Raw genomic sequence first — 18,294 nt, forward strand, 5'->3', positions numbered from 1 at the left:
CCCCCGCCCCGCGCCCGACGGTGTCACCTCACGTGCGTGACGTACGGCGGCGGCGCAGCTCGCCCAGCGTCAGCGCGGCGGCGACGAGCCCGGCCCCGGCCGCGAGCCACCCCGCGGCGCCGCGCGAGGGCTGCGGCGCGGCGGGCGCGCCGGACGACAGGCCGTAGCCGCCCGCGGCGCCGTCGCGGTCGTAGGCCGATCCGGGCAGCTTGTCCGCGTAGCGTCCCTGGACCAGGCGCTGGAAGTCGGCGACCGGAAGGCCCGCCGGGCCGATCGACGTGGTCGCCTCGGGGTTGAGCGGGACGACCAGGCCGTCGCGCAGCGCGTACCAGGCGTTCACCTGGGGCTCGCGGAAGACCGTGCCCGGCTGGGTGGCGTACGCCTGCTCGTCGTCGCCGCTCGCGATGTTGCTGACCGCCCACCCTCCGGTGCGCGTACGGGTGGTCCAGACGGAGGCGGTCTGGCCGTCCGGCGCGGTGGCGCGGGTGGCCAGGAAGGCGAAGCGGGCGATCTGCGCGGACTGCCCGGTGACGAAGGCGGGATTGAGGTCGTACACGGGGACGGGCTGCTCACCCACCCGCGCGGAGACGGACGGGGAGTCCGCGGCCGCGACGGACGTGTCGGCCGCCGGGCGGCCCTTGGTGGCGAAGAACTTGCCGAGCGTCACCCGGGCGCCGGCGGCGGCGGAACGGGCGGCCGCGAGGTCGGCGGCGGTGGGCGGGGCGGGGTCGGCGGCCACGGCCGCCGGGTCGGGGGCGGCGAACGCCGTGCCGGTGAAGAGAGCGAAGGCGAGGGCGGTGAGAACGGTGAGTCGCTTCATGTCAGGCCCCGATGTAGTCGAGCGAGTGGGTCCAGAAGAAGGAGCCGTTGGAGACGTAGTAGTCGTAGGTCGTCCAGTTGTAGCGCGTGCTCGACGGCCACGGGTTGCTCCAGTAGACGAGGGACTGGCTCTTGTCGTATCCGTAGAGGACCTCCATGTGGCCGCCGCCGGAGGTCCACTGGATCCGGGCCATGATCGGCCGGTCGGCGTCGATCTCCCTGACGATCGCCGCGTAGGTCAGATAACCCGACACGTAGTTCCCGGGGCTGATGCCGATCTTCCGGAAGGCGTTCTGGTCGTTGGCCAGCGTGGCCTGGTTGTTGGGGCAGGCCGAGTCGGCGGCCCGGTTGAAGGCCAGGTTGCAGAACTGGTTCTGGGAGAGGTCGTAGCCGTACCAGGCCGCGACCGAGTTGCCGGTCGCCGCCCAGCACCAGTTGGAGTACTGCTGGGCCTGCTGGGTGAAGTCGAGCCTGCGCCAGGTCCAGGCGTGGGCCGGGCTCGTGATCGCGAGCGACGCGATCGCGGCCAGGGCCAGGGCGACCGCGAGACGGAACAGCTTCCGCATGAATGCTCCTTGCGGTTGGGGGGTGTTGCAAGGCATCGTGCGGAGCTCGCGAAAGCCGTACAAGGTGGGCAAATCGCCGGGCGATCTCACTGTGAAATCCCGGCGTACGTCACCTGGCGCAGGAGTGAAAATCTGTGAATATTCACGTATGCCCGAGTTTCACGTCGCGCTCCGGACGGCCGTAGAGGCCCGCGGGCTCACTCTCGAACGGCTGCGTCACCGGTTGGAGGAGCGCGGGCTGCGGGTGGGCGTGAGCAGCCTCAGCTACTGGCAGTCCGGGTTGCGCCGTCCGGAGAGGCCGGAGTCGATCAAGGCCGTGGCGGCGTTGGAGGAGATCCTCGCCCTGCCGCCGACCTCGCTCACCTCGCTGCTCCGGCCGCGCCGCCGCGGGCCCGCGCCGTACGCGGCCATCATGCGGCAGGCCGCGGCGCTCGGACGGCTCCTGGAGGAGCTGGGCGCGGTCGTCGACGACCGGCGCCTGCACATCGCCGGCATGTACGAGAGCGTGCGGGTCGGGCCGGACCGCGGCATCCTCCGCAGGGAGACCTCACAGGTGGTGCAGGCGCACGAGGAGCGCGCCGACCGATACATCATGATCTATCGGGCGGATCCGCAGTGCGACGTCGAGCGTGTCGAGATCACCGCGCTGGAGGACTGCCGCATCGGGCGGATCCGCCGGGACGCGGCGACCTGCCTCGTGGTCGCGGAGCTGCTGTTCGACCGGGCGCTGCGGACCGGTGAGACGCATGTCCTGCGCTACGAGCTGACCGATCCGAGCGGGGGCGAGGCGCGGGAGTACGAGCGCGGCTTCCGGTTCCCCGCCGGCCACTACACGCTCCGGGTGGGCTTCCACCCCGCCGCCCTCCCCGTCCGGTTGCGGCGCTACGCCCGGCGGGCGGCGGGTGACGAGTCCGTCGAGGAGCTGACCCTCAACTCCCACCACTCCGCCCACCTGACCGCGAGCTCGCTCCAACCCGGCGTCGTCGGCATCGGCTGGGACTGGCCCTGAACCAACAGGCGAGCGACCACTTCACCGTCTACGCCTACGACAGGCGGGGCCGCGGCGAGAGCTCCGACACCGCGCCCTACGCGGTCGCAGCCGGGGTGGGCCATGCCGGAGGCGATCGCCCCGACGCTCGCCTACGACGACGAGATCCTCGCCGGCGGTGTCGTGCCGCGCCACCTGGCTCCGGCCGTCACGGTTCCCACGCTGGTCCTCACCGGAAGCGCGAGCCCCGACGCGCTGAACCCCCGTCACAGGTCCCGGTCGGAGACCTGCCCGAGCGCGCTCGGCGTCCGGTCCGGGTCGACGCGGACGCCGCTCAGCCGGGCGAGCGAGTACGCGCGGATGTCGTCGTCTGCCGGCCGCCCCTCGGCGAGATCGGCGAGCACCTCGCCCATGAGCGCCGCGTACTTGAAGCCCTCGCCGCTGTCGCCGCAGGCCAGCACCGTCGCGTCGGCGACGCGGTCGATGACGAAGTGCCCGTCCGGGGAGTCGGTCCAGCTGCACACCTGCTCGTCCACGACCTCGGGGGTCATGTCGGGGAACATGGCCCGCATCCGCCGGGTCAGCTCGGCCGTACGCGCCGGGTCCGGGGTGCGGTCGTCGTCGCCCGCCGCGAGCGGGCGCAGCGGCGTGTCCAGCCCGACCTTGTAGCCGACCCCGGGCGTGGGCATGCCGTACACGCCGGGGCGGCCCGCCACGGGCCCGTCGAACAGGCCGGGCAGCCGGTCGGTGCCGCCGGAGTGGCCGGCGTAGTGGACCACCTGTTCCAGGTACGGCCGCAGCGGCACGGAGACCCCGAGGTGGGGCAGCAACTCGGGCGTGCCGGGGCCCGCGGCGACCACCAGCGCGTCGCCGGTCACGGTCGCTCCCCCGGCCAGCCGTACGGCGGGGCGGCGGGCCGCGGCGTCGATCGCGACCGCGGCCTCCCCGGTGAGCAGCCGCCCGCCGGCCGCCCGGAAGCGCTCCGCCTGGGCCGCGAGGAACGCCTCGGCGAGCACGACACCCGCGTCCTCCTGGAACACCGCGTCGCGGCCGTCACCCGCCAACCCGGGGAAGAACCGGCCGACGTCGGCCGCCGGGACCTCCGTGAACGGCACCCGCGCGTCGCGCAGCGTGGCCGCGAGGCGGGGCAGCGATCCCGCGTCCCGCCACAGCAGGCCGAGCCGTAGGTGCAGCGTGGCCGCCGTCTGGCGCTCCACCCGCCGCATCGCGTCCTGGCCGCGCCAGGACAGCCGCACCTTGCGCGGATCCGGGTCCGCCAGCCGCCACAACCGCGTCGGTCCGCGTGACGAGGACAGGCGGTTGCCCACCCCGTAACGCTCGACCAGGGTGACCTGATGGCCTCGCGCGGCCAGCTCCGCCGCGGCGGACAGCCCCCAGGCGCCGGCTCCGACAACTGTGCACAGCACGCCACAACTCCAACCATCGACCCAAGGTGTCTCACAGACGAGCATGTCGGCGGCCCCCGGTGACCGCTACCTCCGTCCGCGTCGGCAGAACCCGGTGAATCCTGACACCCTGTCAATCTGGAATCAGCGGGCGAGCATGTCGACCAGACCGGCCAGCCCCTCGTCGCCGTGCCCGTCGGCGAGACGGCGTTCCATCAACGTGGTGAACGGGGTCAGCAGCTCGGCGCTGACCCCCTGCCCGGCGGCCGTTCGCAGCAGGGTGGAGTTGCCCTGGACCATCATGGCCAGGTTCGAGGTCACCCCCTTGGTGTAGTCGCCGCTCTCCAGGTGCTCCGCCAGGCCGTACGCGTACCCGGCCATGGCCGTGAGCCATTCGGCCAGCAGCGACGCGAGGTCCCCCGGCACGACGCCCTCCTTGCGGATCAGAGCGAAGGCGTGCGTGACACCGGCGAACATCCCGGTCATCGCGCTCAGCAGCGCCACGTCGTAGAGGGCCGCGAAGCCCGGGTCCTCACCGACGTACCTGGTGCCGGCCGGTACGGCGAGCGTCTTCTGGTGGTCGCCGAAGACGGCCTGCGACCCGCTGTAGAAGACGTAGCCGCCCGACTCCGGGGAGCCGATCATCGGAGGGACCGCCATGATGCCGCCGTCCAGGTAGCGGGCGCCGCGCTGCTCCGCCCACTCCGCGCGGGCGCGGGCCTCGGCGGGCGTGCCGGTGGTCAGGTTGACCACGTCCTTGCCGGTCAGGTCGACGCCGTCCAGCGTCTCGCCGACCGAGGCGTCGTCGAGCAGGCAGACCACCACGAGGTCGCTCGCGGCCACCGCCTCGGCGGCCGTACCGGCGACCTTCGCGCCCTCGGCGGCGAGCGGCTCGGCCCGGCCCGGCGTACGGTTCCACACGGTCAGCGGCTGCTCGGCGGCGAGCCAGGCGCGGGCGAGCGCCGTCCCCATGGCGCCGAGCCCGAGAAGGGTGAGGTGAGGCGTGTCGAATTCGGTGTCAGTCATGCCGATTAGGCTTGCCGCCGACCCCCCGGGCGCTCAAGTACGCACTTTGAAGTGCGTGGTTACCCGGGGGTGAGTGAGCAGGCAGAGGGGGCGCGAGATGACGATCGGCCGGAGGCCGGGGGCGTACGTCTGCGGGATCGACGCGGCGATGGCCGTGATCGGCGGCAAGTGGAAGGTGCTCATCCTGTGGGCGCTCAACGAGCGCCCCTGCCGCTTCGGCGAGCTGCGCCGGCTGGTGCCGGGGGTGACCGAGAAGGTGCTCGCCTCGCACCTGCGGGAGCTGGAGGCGGACGGCATCGTGCACCGGGAGGTGTACGACGAGGTGCCGCCCCACGTCGAATACTCGCTGACCCCGCTCGGCGTCTCGCTCAACGAGGCGTTGGGGCCTCTGGGCGCGTGGGGGCGCGAGAACGTCCTCGGCGCCGCGCAGGCCGTCGGTTAGCGCTCCATCAGCGCGCCGGTTCGGCGATGAGCGCGGTGCCCACGCGACGGAAGCCCACGCCGGAGTGGAAGCGGGCCGTCGGCGGGCTTCGGAAGGGCGGCGGGCACCGCCCCCGGGGCGAGCACCGACAGGGGATGTTCACCTACGGCAGGCATGGTCAGCGGTCAGGGGCGGCGGGCTTTCCCGTACGTCAGGTAGAGCAGGCCGCCGAGCGGGATGAACACCAGGATGACCAGCCGCCACGTCTCACGGGAGAACAGCCGGACGTACCCGCGCCGGTCGAGATCGGTCAGGCAGTACACCTGGAACCTGGCCGCGCCGATCGCCACGCTGACGGCCACCACGAGCAGAAGGATCACCTGTACAGCCGTGATCATCCGAGCCCCTCCGATCCATCTGGTGGCTCTTGGGGTCGATTCTCCCCGAGGGCGGCCCGGACCGCCGAAGCGATCCCCGGGCGCATCCTCCCGGATGTCCGACTGCGCCTGTGGCCCGGTGGTGAGGGCGACAGCGGCGGTTCAGGAGGCGCGGTGCCCTGGGGCCAGCACCGGTTCGGACTCCACGTCGGGGAGCGTGGGGAAGTCGGCGATGGCGAGCCGGACCTGTTCGTCACAGCCGTCCTGCCCGCACTCGCAGTCGAAGGCGCGAACGGCGCTCCGGGCGTCCCCCGAGGCCCAGGGGCGGGCGAAGAAGGTCAGATGCTGCGTGACGACGGCCCTGTTGGCGTATCGCAGCAGGCGCCGCCGCTCCCGGGGTGTCGTGGCCACCGGACCGGTGTCGAGAGCGTCCGCGAAGAGCCGTTCGACGTCGGCCGCGGTCTCCTCGATGCCGCGTCGGCCGTCGACGACCAGCTTCCTGGCGCCGTACTCCTCCACCTCTTTCTCGATCACCTGGATCAGTGACCGGTACAGTTCCAACGCCCCCGGGGTCAAGTCCCGTGTGGCGAGCCGGGCTTCCTGAACCTCGGGCGACGGCAGCAGCCACACCGCCCGCGCCCCGGCCACCGACGGCGTGATCGGTGTCCCCTCGGCGATGGTCAGCGGAGCCTCCGGGAGCGCGCGCAGGTCATCGACGATCATCGGCCCCCGCTCGTCGTGCAGGGACATCGCGATCATGTCCTCGGGCGCCGCCGACCAGCGCTCGGCAGGCGTCATGGCCTCCCAGCGGATCGCGGCCGGATGCCCTGCCGCGATGGCCCGATCACGGTGCTCCCAGGTGTGGACGTCGGCGTTGTACCAGCGCAGGCCACGCCGTCGCGCGATCAGCCGGGCGACGGTCGTCTTGCCCGCCCCGGGCGGGCCGCCGATCCACAACACGGACGAGAGATCTCCCATCGCTCCATGATGCCCACACCGCCCCGGACACCGGCCCCGAAAGATGTGCACCGATTCCGGCAGGGTGAATGCTCTTTCGCCTCCTTGGAGATGCCGGATTTCTTCAGTTGGGGAAGGTCATGGATTTTCAGGGCGCCTCATCGCCGAGGTCCTCCGGCCTCCTTCTCAGACGAGGCGGGCGGTTGTGAAAGCGGCTGGCGTCGCGACGACGTGCATCATGTCGGCCGTGCGGCGGAGTGTGGAAATGGCCTGTTTCATCTGGAAAAATGATCCACCCCATGTGAGCTTTCTTTGCCGTTAAATACCCCCATAATCCGGAAATGAGGATGAATCCCCCTATGAAGCGATGGGTTGTCCTGACGGCCGCCGTGCTGATCGCGGCCGTACCGGTCGCCGCAAATCCCGCTGCCGCGCAGGCGGGCCGTCCCGATCCGGCGCGCGCTCAAACGGCAGCTCAAGAACGAGCACGGCGTTCGGACGTCCGAGACCGTGCTCATGATCTCCGGAAAGAAATCCGAAGGCGCGTTCCGGATCAGGGGGAGCGTGCAGCTCAGTCCATCGGGAGCGGTGGCCACCGATTTCACCTGGCGTGAAATTCCCGAGCCGGGAGCCGAGAAGCCGGCCTCCCATCGTGTGATCCGCGTCGGCAAAGACGTGTACAACGACAGGGGCCAGTATCGGGGGCCGGTTCCCGACGGGAAGAAGTGGATCCGGAGAGACCTGTCGGCCGGCCTGACCCGGTACATGGCCCCGACCGCCAGCCTGCAGCCGTTCAACGTGTACGACCCGTCCATCCTGAAGGCCGTGCTGAAGCGTTCGACGACCACGCCCGTCTCCGGCGGATTCCTGTACCGGGGCACCATCAGTTACAAGGAGCTGAGCAAGGTCTCCAAGGGCGCCGCGCCCGTCGACAAGAAGGGCAAGGGGACGATCTCCTGGCGGCTCTGGGCCGACCGCGGTGGTCTGCTCACGCGCCTGTACACCACCGATGCTCTGGGGGCGGGGAAGGATTCGCTCCTCGGGGTCGACACGCGCTACACCGACTGGGGATTCCGTCTCGTCATCGCCGCTCCGCCCGCCGACGAGGTCATCGACGAAAAAGACCTGGGAGGGGACGTCCCCGAGCCCCCGCAGATTGTCACGCCGGCCCGGACACTCGCACGTCAGCCCTAGCCAGGAGCCCTTGTCCTCCTTCTGGCCATCGTGCGCCCTCCTTCTGGCCGTCGTTCCTCCTTCTGGGGAAGGATAAAAGGTGTCCTGATGGCGGATGGTCAAGATCGATAGATAGGGGCAATCATGAGGCCGTGTCATTTAAATGACACCCAGCCCTCCGGAAAAGGGAACACCTCATGAGAGTTCGCCGATTGGCCGCGGCCGCCGCAGTCACCGCTGTGGCGGGCCCGCTGCTCCTGCTGTCCGCTACCCCGGCAAGCGCTACGACAAGGGCGGAGTGCGACTACTGGTACAACGTCAACTACAGGGTTGGTGGGGTCTACTTCGCCACCACCCAGCTTCACTACTGCTTGCTGGAAGTACATGAGGACGTCAAGCCCATGGAAGAGACTCCCCAGGTGACTCCCCAGTTGGGAGACACTCCCGAGGTCCCGAGTCTCTGAGGCGTCCCGGGAGCGGGAACACGGTGAGATTCCGACAGTCAGGCGATTCCTTCGGCAGCCAGTCCTGTGGAGCCTCACCGTTCATCGATTTCGCCGAGTGCGGGCGGCTCCGGGGCTGACCTCCTCGTCGAAGTAGGAGAGGCCTCTGACCGTGGTCAGAGGCCTCTCGCGTTGCATGGCGGCTCCGCTCCGACCTCCTTCTCCGCCTTGCGATGCCATCCATCTGGATCCGCGCTCGGACCGGGCAGCATTTGTCAGACACTCCCTATGGCCCCATCGTCCACGGCCGGAGCTTGTCGGGTTGCGTACCGCCCAGATGTGCTCGATCCGGTCGCCTGCGCTGTCGAACGCCACCACCGTCACGGTGGCGCCGTCCTGCTGAGCGATCAGGCCCGGTTGGCCGTTGACCGTACGCTCCAAGATCGTCAGATTGCGGAACCTGCCCTCGAGATGGACCAGAGAGCGCACGATCTGCTCGGCGCCTTCGATCGGGCGAAGCGCGGTGCTGACCAGGCCGCCCCCGTCACCGATCACCGTGACATCGGGGTCGAGGAGGCCGATGAGGGCGTCGATGTCCCCGGCTTCCCAAGCCTGCTTGAAGTCCCTGACGATCCGGGTCTGCCGGGATGCCGGTGTCGCGGGAGCCTGCGCGGCGCGAATACGACGGCGGGCCGACGAGGCCAGTTGGCGACATGCCGCCGGGGTACGGCCGACGATCTCGACCACTTCGGCGAAGGAATACCGGAAGACGTCGTGCAGGATGAACGCGACACGCTCGGCCGGGGTCATCGGCCACCACGCAGGTAGCCGCCCCCGGCGGCCATGCGGATCGCCGTTGAGACGCCCGCCTCGGGATGCGTGATCGTCCCCACGCCGGCCAACCGATCCGGCGGTGAGCAACGTGGCGTTCACGGGGTCGTATGTCTCAAAATCACGAGTTCTCCCGGGTTGCATGGCGGCCCCGGTTGTCTGTCGCCTTCCGTGGTGCGGAGGCGTCAGACGATTTCGAGGTTGGCCATCATTCCCATGTCTTCGTGTTCGGCGTTGTGGCAGTGGAAGAGATAGCGGCCGCGATAGCCGTCGAAACGGGTGATGATCTCCACCCCTTCGCCCGGTCGCAATGAGACGGTGTCCTTGAGGCCCGCATCGTGGGGCAGCGGTGGCCGGCCGCCGCGTGAGAGCACCCGGAAGCCGACCAGATGCAGGTGGACGGGATGGTGGACGTCGGCGACCAGCCGCCACACTTCGACATCGCCGAGACGTGCTGTGACATCGGAGCGGGCGGGGTCGAACGGTAGGCCGCCGATCAGCCATCCGTGATCGCCGCCCATTCGACCGGCGCGGAAGGAGAAGTCGCGCAACCTCACGGCATCCGCCCGGCGCCAGGTCGGCAGATCGTTCGAGAGGGTGCGCGGGATGCGGCTGTCGTCGGTGGCGTTGCGCGCGACCCGGAAGGCCATCACGTCGCGGCTACGCCCGGAACCCAGCCGGTTGACGACTCTGACGCGGCTGCCGACCGGGACGCCCGAGAAGTCGATGATCACGTCGTAGCGTTCGGCCGGCGCGATCGGCAGGAGCCGGTGGGTGACCGGCGCCGCGAGCAGTCCCTGGTCGGCGCCGATCTGGACGAGATCCAGCCGGCGTCCGTCGTCGGTGACGGCTTCGAGTTCGTAATGCCGGGCGTTCGAGGCGTTCAGGATGCGCAACCGGTACCGGGCCGCGTCGACCTCGTGCACGGGCCACGGGGCGCCGTTGACCAAGATCACGTCACCGAGGACTCCGGCGAGATAGGGCCCGCGAACGCCCGGCCGCTCTCGCAGGGTGGGGTCGAGGGAGGGGTAGTCGAGGCCGCCGTCGGCGGCGAACGCACGGTCCGCGATCATGAGGGGCAGTTCGCGCCGCCCCGCGGGGAGGCCGAGCGAGTCCTCGGCGTCGTCGCGGATGATGTGCAGCCCGGCGAGGCCGCGCCAGATCGCGGGGGCGGTGAAGTCCATCCGGTGGTCGTGGTACCAGAGCAGCGTCGGCCGCTGGTCCAGCGGGAACGTGTAGTCCCGCGTCAGTTCGGTCACCACGGCCCGCGGATCATGCATGCCATGCCCGGAGCCGTGCCCCATGTGCATGGAGTGCTCCTGCCAGCCTTCGGGCAGGACGAGGTCGGTCGGGTACCCGTCGGAAGCCGCCGGGGTCCGGCCGCCATGCAGGTGTACGGCGGTCGGCACGGGCAGTTCATTGCGGTGCGACACGGTGATCGGCCGGCCGCGGCGCGACTCGATCGTCGGGCCCGGGAAGGTGCCCTCGTACGTCCACAGCGGTGTCCTGACACCGGGCAGGATCTCCGCACGCGCTTCGCGCTGGGTGATCTCGTAACGGTCAGCACCGCCCGAGGTGCTGACCGGCTTGAGCACGGAGGGAATCGGCAGCGGTACCTGGAAAGGCGGCGGCAGCGGTACGGCACTGCGCAGTTCGGCACCGGTGATCGACGGCCGGCGGGCCAGCGCGGCCGAGGCCGACAGCCCGGTGGCCGCCATCACCCCGAGCGCCCCGCCGATGCCCAGCACCCGGCGCCTGGTCATTCCACGGGCACGGCCGGATCGGTCGTCGTATCGCTCACGCATCGTCGGCTTCCTTCCGCTCCGGCTGCTCCGCGGTCGGCACCCGCTCCTGGGAGGGGTGCGGTCGCCGCTGGAGCGGTCGGCGCCATACGTCGATGAACTGCACGACGAGCGCGACGATGGTCATCACCCCCAGCGGGATGTGCAGCCACAGTGCCCCGGCCAGGCCGGCGAAGTACTGCACCGTTTCGGCCGCCACCACCCCCAACGTGGTAAGGAACGGCCAGACCTGACGCAGCCGGATCCAGACGATGATCGCTGCGATCACCTGCAGGTAGCCGATGGACGTGACGGCGTTGGCGCCGGCCGCATGCCAGCCCAGGCTGTCGTAGTCACCGCTCAGATAGACGCCGGCGAACACCGGCTGACCGACGATCGCAACCACGTGCGCGCTGAGGACGGCCCGCAATATCCACCCAGCGAGCGTCGTCCGATGCGCGGCTTCGGATCGGGCCGGCGTGGCCACGCTGTCGGCCGCGGTAACCATGAGGCGTCCTCCTCACTCTGTTCTCGGTTTTTGAGCGCCCACGACGTTATGATCCGCGCGTTACTTTGTCCAAGATAAATATTGCTATGTCGTTATATTCGGGGAGGCATGACGGCGGCCCCACGGCGGTCAGGGACGCGTACGAACGAGGAGAGGGCCATGGATCTGAACATGCTCAGGCAGTTCCTCGTGGTGGCACGCCTGGAGCACCTCAGCCGCGCGGCCGACGAACTTCACGTCGCCCAGCTGTCGCTGAGCCGCACCATCGCCCGGTTGGAGAGCGAACTCGGCACACCGCTGTTCGATCGCGCCGGCCGGCTCCGGCTGAACGATGCGGGGAAACTCTTCCGCGGTTACGTCGAACGCTCCCTCGGTGAGCTCGACGCGGGGCGACGAGCCGTCGCCGAGGCCACCGGCGAGGGCTTCGGCACCGTGCGGCTGGCGTCGGAAACCTTCCTCACCCTCACCGGGCCGTTCGCGGCGTACAAGCGAGCTCATCCCACCATCGAGGTCGAACTCCACTGGATGCCGGCCGAGGACATGGCCCGCGCCCTGAGAGCCCAGGGCATCGACCTGTGTGTCGCCTCGCAGCCGATCCCCGGCGAGGGCGTTGAGGCGGTTCAGCTGCTCGACGAGGCGGTGTGGGTGGCCACGCCGCCCGACCATCCGCTGGCGGCCCGTACTTCGGTGAGCATCGACGAACTCGCCGACCAGCCCTTCGTCACCGCCCGCAAGGGGCACTGGCAACGTCGGCTGCTCGATCGGCTCTTCGCCGCAAGAGGTCTCACACCGAAGATCGTCTGCGAAGGCGACGAGCCCAGCGCCATCGCGGCCCTGATCAGCGCAGGACTCGGCATCGGTCTCATCCCCGGTTTCGCCCGGCGTACCGCCCCCGATGCCCCCGCCGGCTGGATCGCCGTCGACAGCCCCGACTGCCGTCGCACGCTCACCCTGCTCTGGGCCACCGACAGCCATCTCTCAACCGCCGCCGGCCTGATGCGCACCACCATCATCGACTGGGACTGGAACGCCGGCGAGTAGGCGGAGCGACGGCGGAGGCAGGCGTGCGCCGGCGGTGATCTCCATTTGGAGGTCTCACGGCTTACCGACCTGCGGTGAGCGCGGCGTTCCTGGCTTCGATGTCGTCCTGGGTCTCGGGCACCATCAGACCCAGGTTGTCGCCGATCCGCAGCTTGATATCGACCAACTCGCGCTGCTGCTCCTCGCAGCGGCGGAAGGCTCCCCGGTGGTCTCCCGCCCGCCAACTCCGCGGCAAGCCGGTAGGCGCCGGTCAGGGCAGGCTCCGCCCCGGCCCCCGAGGCGGGTGAGGCACAGTAGGCGGCGTCGCCCACGAGGGCCACCCGGCCGACCTGGGCCCCGAAACGAAGAAGGTGCGGGCCTCAGTCGGCCTCGCACCTTCGAATCCCTGTTGGGACGTGGTTGGTGTCCGAGGGGGGTCTGGAACCAAATCACTATGCGCGGATCGCTGCCGCTGGCCTCTCCTTGGACGAGGAGGCCTGAGCAGCGATGGCCTCGAACTCCCTTGCGGTACGTCGCATCCAGCGTACGACGATCGCCGGTGTTTTCCTCCTGGCGGCGATCGCTGCGGTCGTCTCGTTCAGGCACATGCACGAGCTTTGCCTGCGCCACGGTGAGGATCACCTGGCAGCGGTGCTCATCCCGCTCGCGGTCGACGGCTTGATCGTCGTCGCCTCGATGTCAATCCTGCTGGCCAACCGGTACGGCTCCCGCGGCGGTCTCCTGGCCTGGAGCCTGCTCGTGGTCGGCAGCCTGGCCAGCCTCGGCGCGAACGTCGCCGTCGCCGAGCCCAGCCTGGTCGGCCGCATCATCGCCGCCTGGTCATCGCTAGCCTTGATCGGGAGCTACGAACTCCTGATGTCCCAGATCCGCCACTGCGCCGGGCAGCAGGAAGAGGCTCAAGACCTGCCTGCCCTCAGCCCTGATCCTGCTGTCGAGGCGGAAGCTGCCCCTGCCGAGCTACAAGACGATCACGAGGAGAACGCCGAACTGTGCACCGAGCCCATGGGGGACGGCCGGACCCTGCAGCGAGAAGCCTGGCGGTGGGCACAACAGAACCGCCATGCCGACGGAGATCTGCCCACAGGTGTCGCCATCGCCCAGGCCTTCGCCCGCAGCCCCCGCTGGGGCCGCCTGGTCAAGAAGGCCGGCCTCGCCGGCGAGCTGAGCTGCTGCCGCGCGCTGCTGGCCCAAGATACACTGGTCTCCCATCAGGACCTGCCTTGCCGCACCGGAGCGTGCAGAGGAGAGGATGCGCGATGAAGGCCGCCACCGCAGCCACACTGCATGCGAACGCGGCCACGATCCGCCAGCTGGGACGACAGTACGGGCTGCACTCCTTTACGCTGAGCGGCGAGCCCGGCGAACTCGTGGCCAGCCTGGACGAGGGCCGTACCTACTTCGATGTCACGGCATTCGAGGCTGATGCGTCAGGCATCCTCGGCGCTACCGTCGAGGTCGTCCCTCGCGGTCCCGGGGTCGACGTCCAGGAACGCGAAGCACTCGGTGGCATGCGCGGCGCCGCGTGACCGTCCCGATCAGCGACCGCGAGCAGCAGGAGCTGACCCGTCTCACCGATGCCCAGGCCGCCCTCGCGCGAGCTGCCGACATCGCGCGCGACGGCGCGCCCAAAGCCGGCGAGGAGCGCCTGCTCGCCCTCGCCTACGCCATGCTCACCTTTGGAGAGATGCTCAAGCAGGCCTCCCCGGGCGTGGTCACTCAGGCCTTCAGCGGCCCCATCGCCCTGCGCGACAAGCTCGCCCACATCCCGCACCGCAAGCTCAACCCCGACGTACTCCTCGCTTCCACCAGCCGCGCCGAGACCGAGATCCTCCCCTTGATCCAGGCCCGCATCGAGGACCTGGTCGCCCGACGCGGCTAACCAACGAAGAGCTACGCCTTCCGGGCCTGCCGCGCTCGTTCGGCCAGCGCCGCATAGAAATCGTCCGGGCTGCCGTCCTCGCGACGTCCGGCTGCCATTAGCCACGGGCAGCGGTTGTGCTGTGTATGGCCGGGTCAGAGGGGAACCTTCCAGTTCTTCGTGAGCCAGGCCAGGTCGGCTTCGCCGCGTTCGCGGGTGAGACGCTCTCGTTCGAAGAGCGCCTCGGTCTTGGTCAGCACCAGGGTGTACGGCCGGCCCTGTCGTCTGGTCTCGTGGCGGACCGGCAACTCGGCGCCATCGATCCGAGAGTGGACATGCCTTCGCTTCTCCTGCGCGAGCGGCCACTCGAAAGCACGCCGCTCCGGGTCCCGTAGGAACGCGCCGAGGGTCCCGCACAGATCGCACGCGCAACCGGCGGGCAGCTCGATCGACCAGTCGTCTGGTGCGCGCTGCGGACGGGTGAGCACCCCCCGGATCCGTTCGGCGCAGCCGAGGGCAAGCTCGCCGAAGCCTTCGCTATGTGGTTCCGCAGCTCGCAGCGCGGCCATCACCAGCGAGATCACCTGATCGTCGCCCGTCTGCCCGAGCTTGACGATATCGTCCAGCAGGCTGGCGGATCCGGTCTGAGCCGCGGCCGTGATGATCCCGGCGAGCGGCACTCCGCGGCCGGTCAGCCACGTCTCCAGTCTGCTGGTGGACGGCCCGGTAAGCATTGGACGGACCCCGTCCGCCAACCACTTCCAGGACAGGTCCAGGATGCGGTGGGCGGTCGCGGTTCCTTCGCTCCCCGAGGCCAGCAACGCTGTGCACAGCCGTGGGAGACCGGTGAGCCATTCCAGCGGCTCCGGGGCATAGCTATAGCCTCCCGCTCGCCACGCCGCGGACCAGTCGTGCAGCAGGCCGGCGATCCAGGTGTCGCCGTAGTGCGCGGCCAGGGCGGCGAGCGCGGGGGCGTGGCCGGGGGCCAGTTGCTCCAGCTGGAACGGACGCAGGAGCATGGCCGCCGTCTCCGTGTCGTCCAGCCCTTTGACGGTTTCCAGCGTCCTGCCGAGGAAATCGCTGTGCGGAGCGGAACGGACCGAGGCGTTCCAGAACCGTTCCAGTGACCGCGCCGCCTCGCGGGCCTTGACGGCCTCTCCAGCACGGATCATTTCGTCGAGTGCGTCAATTGCCCAGCCCGAGGACGCCTGGGCTCGGCTGGCGAAGTCCAGGCTTTGGGGCCAGATGACCAGCGCCGCCCGCCGGTACCAGCGGTCCAGGGTGTTGCCGTAGTTGCCCATGTAGCCCTCGTACTGCGAGGCGTGGGGTGTGAGGTCGGCCGTCGGGGTCGTAGCGGCCACCTCCGCGTCGCTGATGGTCAGCGAGATCTCCTCGGGCCGTCCTCCTCCCGGGCTGACCCAGTGGGCGAGGGTGATGGAGGAGTCGATCAGGTCCTGGAGGACGTACCGCTCGTCGTCGGCGGCGTCGTCGGAGCCGTCCTCCGCGTCTTCGCCATAGTCGTCTTCATCGTCGTAGTGGTCGCCGTACCAGGAATCCTCGTCGTCGGAGCCGTAGGCGTTCCAGGTTTCCTGGATCTCCGCGAGGGCCAGCGTTATCTCACAGTCCGCCAGGTTTGCTGCGGCCCGCAGCAGCGCGGCCCGGGCGGCGTCGGAGCCTTTCAGCCGGGACCAGTTCAATCCCCGGGCGGTGTACTCGTGATCGAGCAGGTACGCCAGCCGCATCGGCGGGTCGGCCTGGCCTCTGCCGTAGGAGAGGGTGATCGGAGTGGCGAAGTGCTCGTCGAGACAGGCCGCGAGCTCACCTGTCAGCGTGTCCTGGGCTGCGGCGTCCTGGGCTGCGGCGCCGCTGTCTCCGGTCAGGAGCAGGTTGTAGGTGAGAGTGATCCGGTTCCCCGTCGTCACGGGGAGGACCTGGTGGTGGCAGTCGGCGTAGAAGGCGACCAGCGAGACCGCGACCTTCGATCCACGGTATTCCTTCCGCCGGCCGCGGTGCTCGATGACGAGCTCACCGCCGGTGTGGTCGGACGGCAGCGTCACCACCAAGGTCCCGACCATGGAGTCGTCCTTCTCGGAGTCTTGGTGGGTGGCGAAGAACTGGCCGGTTTCGTACAGGAGCATGGAGTGCAGGTCTGCCGTGAGCTCGCAATCGGATGGCAGTCCCAGTTCGTCGCGCATCACCTCCAGGACGGCCCCGAATCGGGCGGCCCACTCGATGTGCACCAGCTCTTTGGGGATCTCCCAGGTGTCACGGATCTCCGGGTCGGTCAGGGTCTGCTCGCCGCGCCCGAACCGTGCCCGGCGGCCGAGCCCGCGCAACCGGGCGGACTGCTCTTCAGAGACGGGGAAGTGAAGCGGGCCGACTCCGTCGACCGTCACTGACAGATCGGTCATGAAGAGCTTCTGGTAGACGCTCCACGCGGGCTGCTCCCCCAGCTCCCCTGGCTCACCGAGCAGCTCAGCCAGTCGCTCACGGGCCGTACCCGGCACCAAACATCACTCTCTCTCACGCGAAACCCCTAAATTACCGGGTTTTCGGCGTAGCGACGGGCGAAACCAGGCGTCATGAGTGAAAGGGAAACTCTCAGGAGGGACAGGGGCATGACTGCGACTCAAACCGAACTTCAGCTCGACACCTGGATCGGGCAGGCTCGCCGGGGAACCCGGAGGCGCCCGGCCAAGCGCCGTGAGATGGCGCCAGGGTTGCGGTTCGCGTTCTATGGCCGGACGTCGACGGACCGGTTTCAGGACCGGTGGACCTCGCACGGCTGGCAGCGGGAGGTGGCCACGGAGTTGGTGTCGGGGCACGGGCGGATCGTGCGGGAGTTCTTCGACGTCGGGGTGTCCCGGAGGGTGCCATGGCAGGATCGTCCGAAGGCAGCCGAGCTGTTGGAGCTCATCAGCGGGCCGGATTGCCCGTTCGACGCGATCATGGTCGGCGAGTACGAGCGGGCGTTCTTCGCCGATCAGCTCAACGAGTTGCTGCCGTGGCTGAAAGAGCGCGGGGTGCAGGTGTGGCTGCCCGAGGTGGCCGGCGCGGTCGAGATGGGCAGCCCGACCCACCAGGCGTTGATGACCGTGCTCGGCGCGCAGGCACAGCGCGAGGTGGTCCCTGGCCGCGATGCGGGTGCAAGCGGCCGTGCAGGGCCGGTACATGGGCGGCCGTCCGCCGTACGGGTATCGGCTGGTGGACGCCGGTCCGCATCCGAACCGGGCGCATGCCCGCTGGGGGCGTCGGCTGCACCGGCTGGAACCGGCCCCGGCCACTGCCGCTGTCGTCAGGTGGATCTTCGCGGTGCGGCGGGCCGGGCGGAGCATCGCGGCGATCGCCCGGCAGTTGAACGAACGGCGCATCCCGTGTCCGTCCCGTGTGGACAGGGTACGAAACCCGCACAGGTCGGGGGAGGGCTGGACGGTACGCACCATCGCGTCGATTCTGGAGAATCCCCGCTACACCGGCCGCCAGGTGTGGAACCGGCAGCGCACCGACCATGATCCTCACTCGGTGAGCAGCCGATCCTGGAACGACCACTCCGACTGGATCATTTCGGACGGTCAGGTGCATCCGCCCCTGGTCAGGGAAGCCGACTTCGTGGCCGTGCAGGCCGTACGCGCCACGCGGGCGACCGCGGACGGCGACCTTCGCCGCTACCGGCTGTCCGGGCTGGTCATCTGCGGGCTGTGCGGGCGGCGCATGGACTCGCACTGGGCCAACCAGCGGCCCGGCTACCGGTGCCGGCACGGCCACACCAGCGCCAAAGCCCGGACCCCCGATCAGCCCAGGAACCTGTACATCCGCGAGGACCGGCTCCTCGACATCCTTGCTGCTCGACTGAACCTGCCCGACCACGAAAGGATCGGCCCATACCTGAAGGCTCGTACGATCGCGATCTTCTGCGGTCCCGACGTTGTGGACATCCACCACGAGGCGGCGCGCGCGGGCGATCAACGAGGACGACCGCGCCATGCTCGCCTTCGACAGAGGCCTGACCGCCCTCGACGCCTTCATCCTGCTGATCGCCGGCATCGCCCTGGTCCCGGCCGGGCTGGCCTACGCGGCTGACACGGCCACCTACACCGGC

18 protein-coding genes are annotated in these 18,294 nt (G+C 69.6%); 8 read left to right on the top strand and 10 right to left on the bottom strand.

Annotated elements, in window-relative coordinates; genetic code table 11:
• Positions 1-28: 28 nt before the first annotated feature.
• Both AWQ68_RS28005 and AWQ68_RS28010 read right to left on the bottom strand, forming a co-directional pair.
• The gene (locus tag AWQ68_RS28005) at positions 29-820 is read right to left on the bottom strand and encodes a hypothetical protein (protein ID WP_066945586.1); all 792 of its coding nucleotides are present in this window, start codon (positions 818-820) and stop codon (positions 29-31) included.
• A 1-nt stretch (position 821) separates the two neighbouring features.
• On the bottom strand, positions 822-1,385 hold the full coding sequence (locus AWQ68_RS28010; RefSeq protein ID WP_066945588.1) for a papain-like cysteine protease family protein: 564 nt from the start codon (positions 1,383-1,385) through the stop codon (positions 822-824).
• A 148-nt stretch (positions 1,386-1,533) separates the two neighbouring features.
• Between AWQ68_RS28010 and AWQ68_RS28015 the strand changes: the two genes are divergently transcribed.
• The gene (locus AWQ68_RS28015) at positions 1,534-2,394 is read left to right on the top strand and encodes a hypothetical protein (RefSeq protein WP_066945590.1); all 861 of its coding nucleotides are present in this window, start codon (positions 1,534-1,536) and stop codon (positions 2,392-2,394) included.
• A 245-nt stretch (positions 2,395-2,639) separates the two neighbouring features.
• Here AWQ68_RS28015 and AWQ68_RS28020 read toward each other — a convergent pair whose 3' ends face one another.
• Positions 2,640-3,800 carry an NAD(P)/FAD-dependent oxidoreductase gene (locus tag AWQ68_RS28020; protein ID WP_218007068.1) on the bottom strand — a complete coding sequence of 387 codons (1,161 nt, stop codon included), beginning with the start codon at positions 3,798-3,800 and terminating at the stop codon, positions 2,640-2,642.
• A 123-nt stretch (positions 3,801-3,923) separates the two neighbouring features.
• The gene (locus AWQ68_RS28025) at positions 3,924-4,805 is read right to left on the bottom strand and encodes an NAD(P)-dependent oxidoreductase (protein ID WP_066945595.1); all 882 of its coding nucleotides are present in this window, start codon (positions 4,803-4,805) and stop codon (positions 3,924-3,926) included.
• 97 nt (positions 4,806-4,902) lie between these two features.
• On the opposite strand from AWQ68_RS28025, the gene AWQ68_RS28030 reads away from it, so the two are divergent.
• Positions 4,903-5,247 carry a winged helix-turn-helix transcriptional regulator gene (locus AWQ68_RS28030; RefSeq protein WP_066945597.1) on the top strand — a complete coding sequence of 115 codons (345 nt, stop codon included), beginning with the start codon at positions 4,903-4,905 and terminating at the stop codon, positions 5,245-5,247.
• Positions 5,248-5,411: 164 nt separating this feature from the next.
• Here the strand turns inward: AWQ68_RS28030 and AWQ68_RS28035 are convergent, their stop codons facing one another.
• Together AWQ68_RS28035 and AWQ68_RS28040 are read right to left on the bottom strand one after the other, a co-directional pair.
• Entirely contained in the window at positions 5,412-5,624 is a 213-nt protein-coding gene (locus AWQ68_RS28035) for a hypothetical protein (protein WP_066945600.1), read from the bottom strand.
• A 141-nt stretch (positions 5,625-5,765) separates the two neighbouring features.
• Complete coding sequence (locus AWQ68_RS28040) at positions 5,766-6,581, bottom strand: DEAD/DEAH box helicase family protein (RefSeq protein ID WP_066945602.1); 816 nt, start codon at positions 6,579-6,581, stop codon at positions 5,766-5,768.
• Between the two features lie 543 nt (positions 6,582-7,124).
• Between AWQ68_RS28040 and AWQ68_RS28045 the strand changes: the two genes are divergently transcribed.
• A complete protein-coding gene (locus tag AWQ68_RS28045) occupies positions 7,125-7,754 on the top strand; it encodes a hypothetical protein (protein ID WP_174554158.1) in 630 nt (209 codons plus the stop codon).
• A gap of 524 nt (positions 7,755-8,278) precedes the next feature.
• Here AWQ68_RS28045 and AWQ68_RS28055 read toward each other — a convergent pair.
• The 3 genes from AWQ68_RS28055 to AWQ68_RS28065 all read right to left on the bottom strand — a co-directional run bounded on the left by AWQ68_RS28055 (position 8,279) and on the right by AWQ68_RS28065 (position 11,296).
• Positions 8,279-8,986: a sigma factor-like helix-turn-helix DNA-binding protein gene (locus tag AWQ68_RS28055; RefSeq protein WP_218007069.1), complete on the bottom strand. Its 708-nt coding sequence runs from the start codon at positions 8,984-8,986 to the stop codon at positions 8,279-8,281.
• Positions 8,987-9,192: 206 nt separating this feature from the next.
• Positions 9,193-10,812 (bottom strand): multicopper oxidase family protein, encoded by a 1,620-nt coding sequence (locus tag AWQ68_RS28060; protein ID WP_066945609.1) that lies wholly within the window; start codon positions 10,810-10,812, stop codon positions 9,193-9,195.
• Positions 10,805-11,296, bottom strand: coding sequence for a hypothetical protein (locus tag AWQ68_RS28065; protein WP_157545819.1), 492 nt, complete (start codon positions 11,294-11,296; stop codon positions 10,805-10,807). Before AWQ68_RS28065 ends, AWQ68_RS28060 begins: the two co-directional genes overlap by 8 nt.
• A gap of 159 nt (positions 11,297-11,455) precedes the next feature.
• Here AWQ68_RS28065 and AWQ68_RS28070 point away from each other — a divergent pair, with 159 nt between their 5' ends.
• The 4 genes from AWQ68_RS28070 (at position 11,456) to AWQ68_RS28085 (ending at position 14,216) form a co-directional block, all read left to right on the top strand.
• Positions 11,456-12,337, top strand: coding sequence for a LysR family transcriptional regulator (locus AWQ68_RS28070; RefSeq protein WP_066945615.1), 882 nt, complete (start codon positions 11,456-11,458; stop codon positions 12,335-12,337).
• 486 nt (positions 12,338-12,823) lie between these two features.
• A complete protein-coding gene (locus tag AWQ68_RS28075; protein ID WP_066945617.1) occupies positions 12,824-13,597 on the top strand; it encodes a DUF2637 domain-containing protein in 774 nt (257 codons plus the stop codon).
• Complete coding sequence (locus AWQ68_RS28080; protein ID WP_066945620.1) at positions 13,594-13,863, top strand: hypothetical protein; 270 nt, start codon at positions 13,594-13,596, stop codon at positions 13,861-13,863. Before AWQ68_RS28075 ends, AWQ68_RS28080 begins: the two co-directional genes overlap by 4 nt.
• Positions 13,860-14,216, top strand: a complete 357-nt coding sequence (locus AWQ68_RS28085; RefSeq protein ID WP_066945624.1) for a hypothetical protein — start codon at positions 13,860-13,862, stop codon at positions 14,214-14,216. The genes AWQ68_RS28080 and AWQ68_RS28085 overlap by 4 nt, the downstream gene beginning before the upstream one ends.
• 134 nt (positions 14,217-14,350) lie before the next feature.
• On the opposite strand, the gene AWQ68_RS28090 is transcribed toward AWQ68_RS28085, so the two are convergent.
• Positions 14,351-16,702, bottom strand: coding sequence for a 2OG-Fe(II) oxygenase (locus AWQ68_RS28090; RefSeq protein ID WP_066945627.1), 2,352 nt, complete (start codon positions 16,700-16,702; stop codon positions 14,351-14,353).
• 664 nt (positions 16,703-17,366) lie between these two features.
• On the opposite strand from AWQ68_RS28090, the gene AWQ68_RS28095 reads away from it, so the two are divergent.
• Complete coding sequence (locus AWQ68_RS28095) at positions 17,367-18,275, top strand: recombinase family protein (protein ID WP_245656148.1); 909 nt, start codon at positions 17,367-17,369, stop codon at positions 18,273-18,275.
• The last annotated feature ends 19 nt before the right edge of the window (positions 18,276-18,294 follow it).

Source organism: Microtetraspora fusca, assembly GCF_001570365.1.
GTDB lineage: Bacteria > Actinomycetota > Actinomycetes > Streptosporangiales > Streptosporangiaceae > Microtetraspora > Microtetraspora fusca.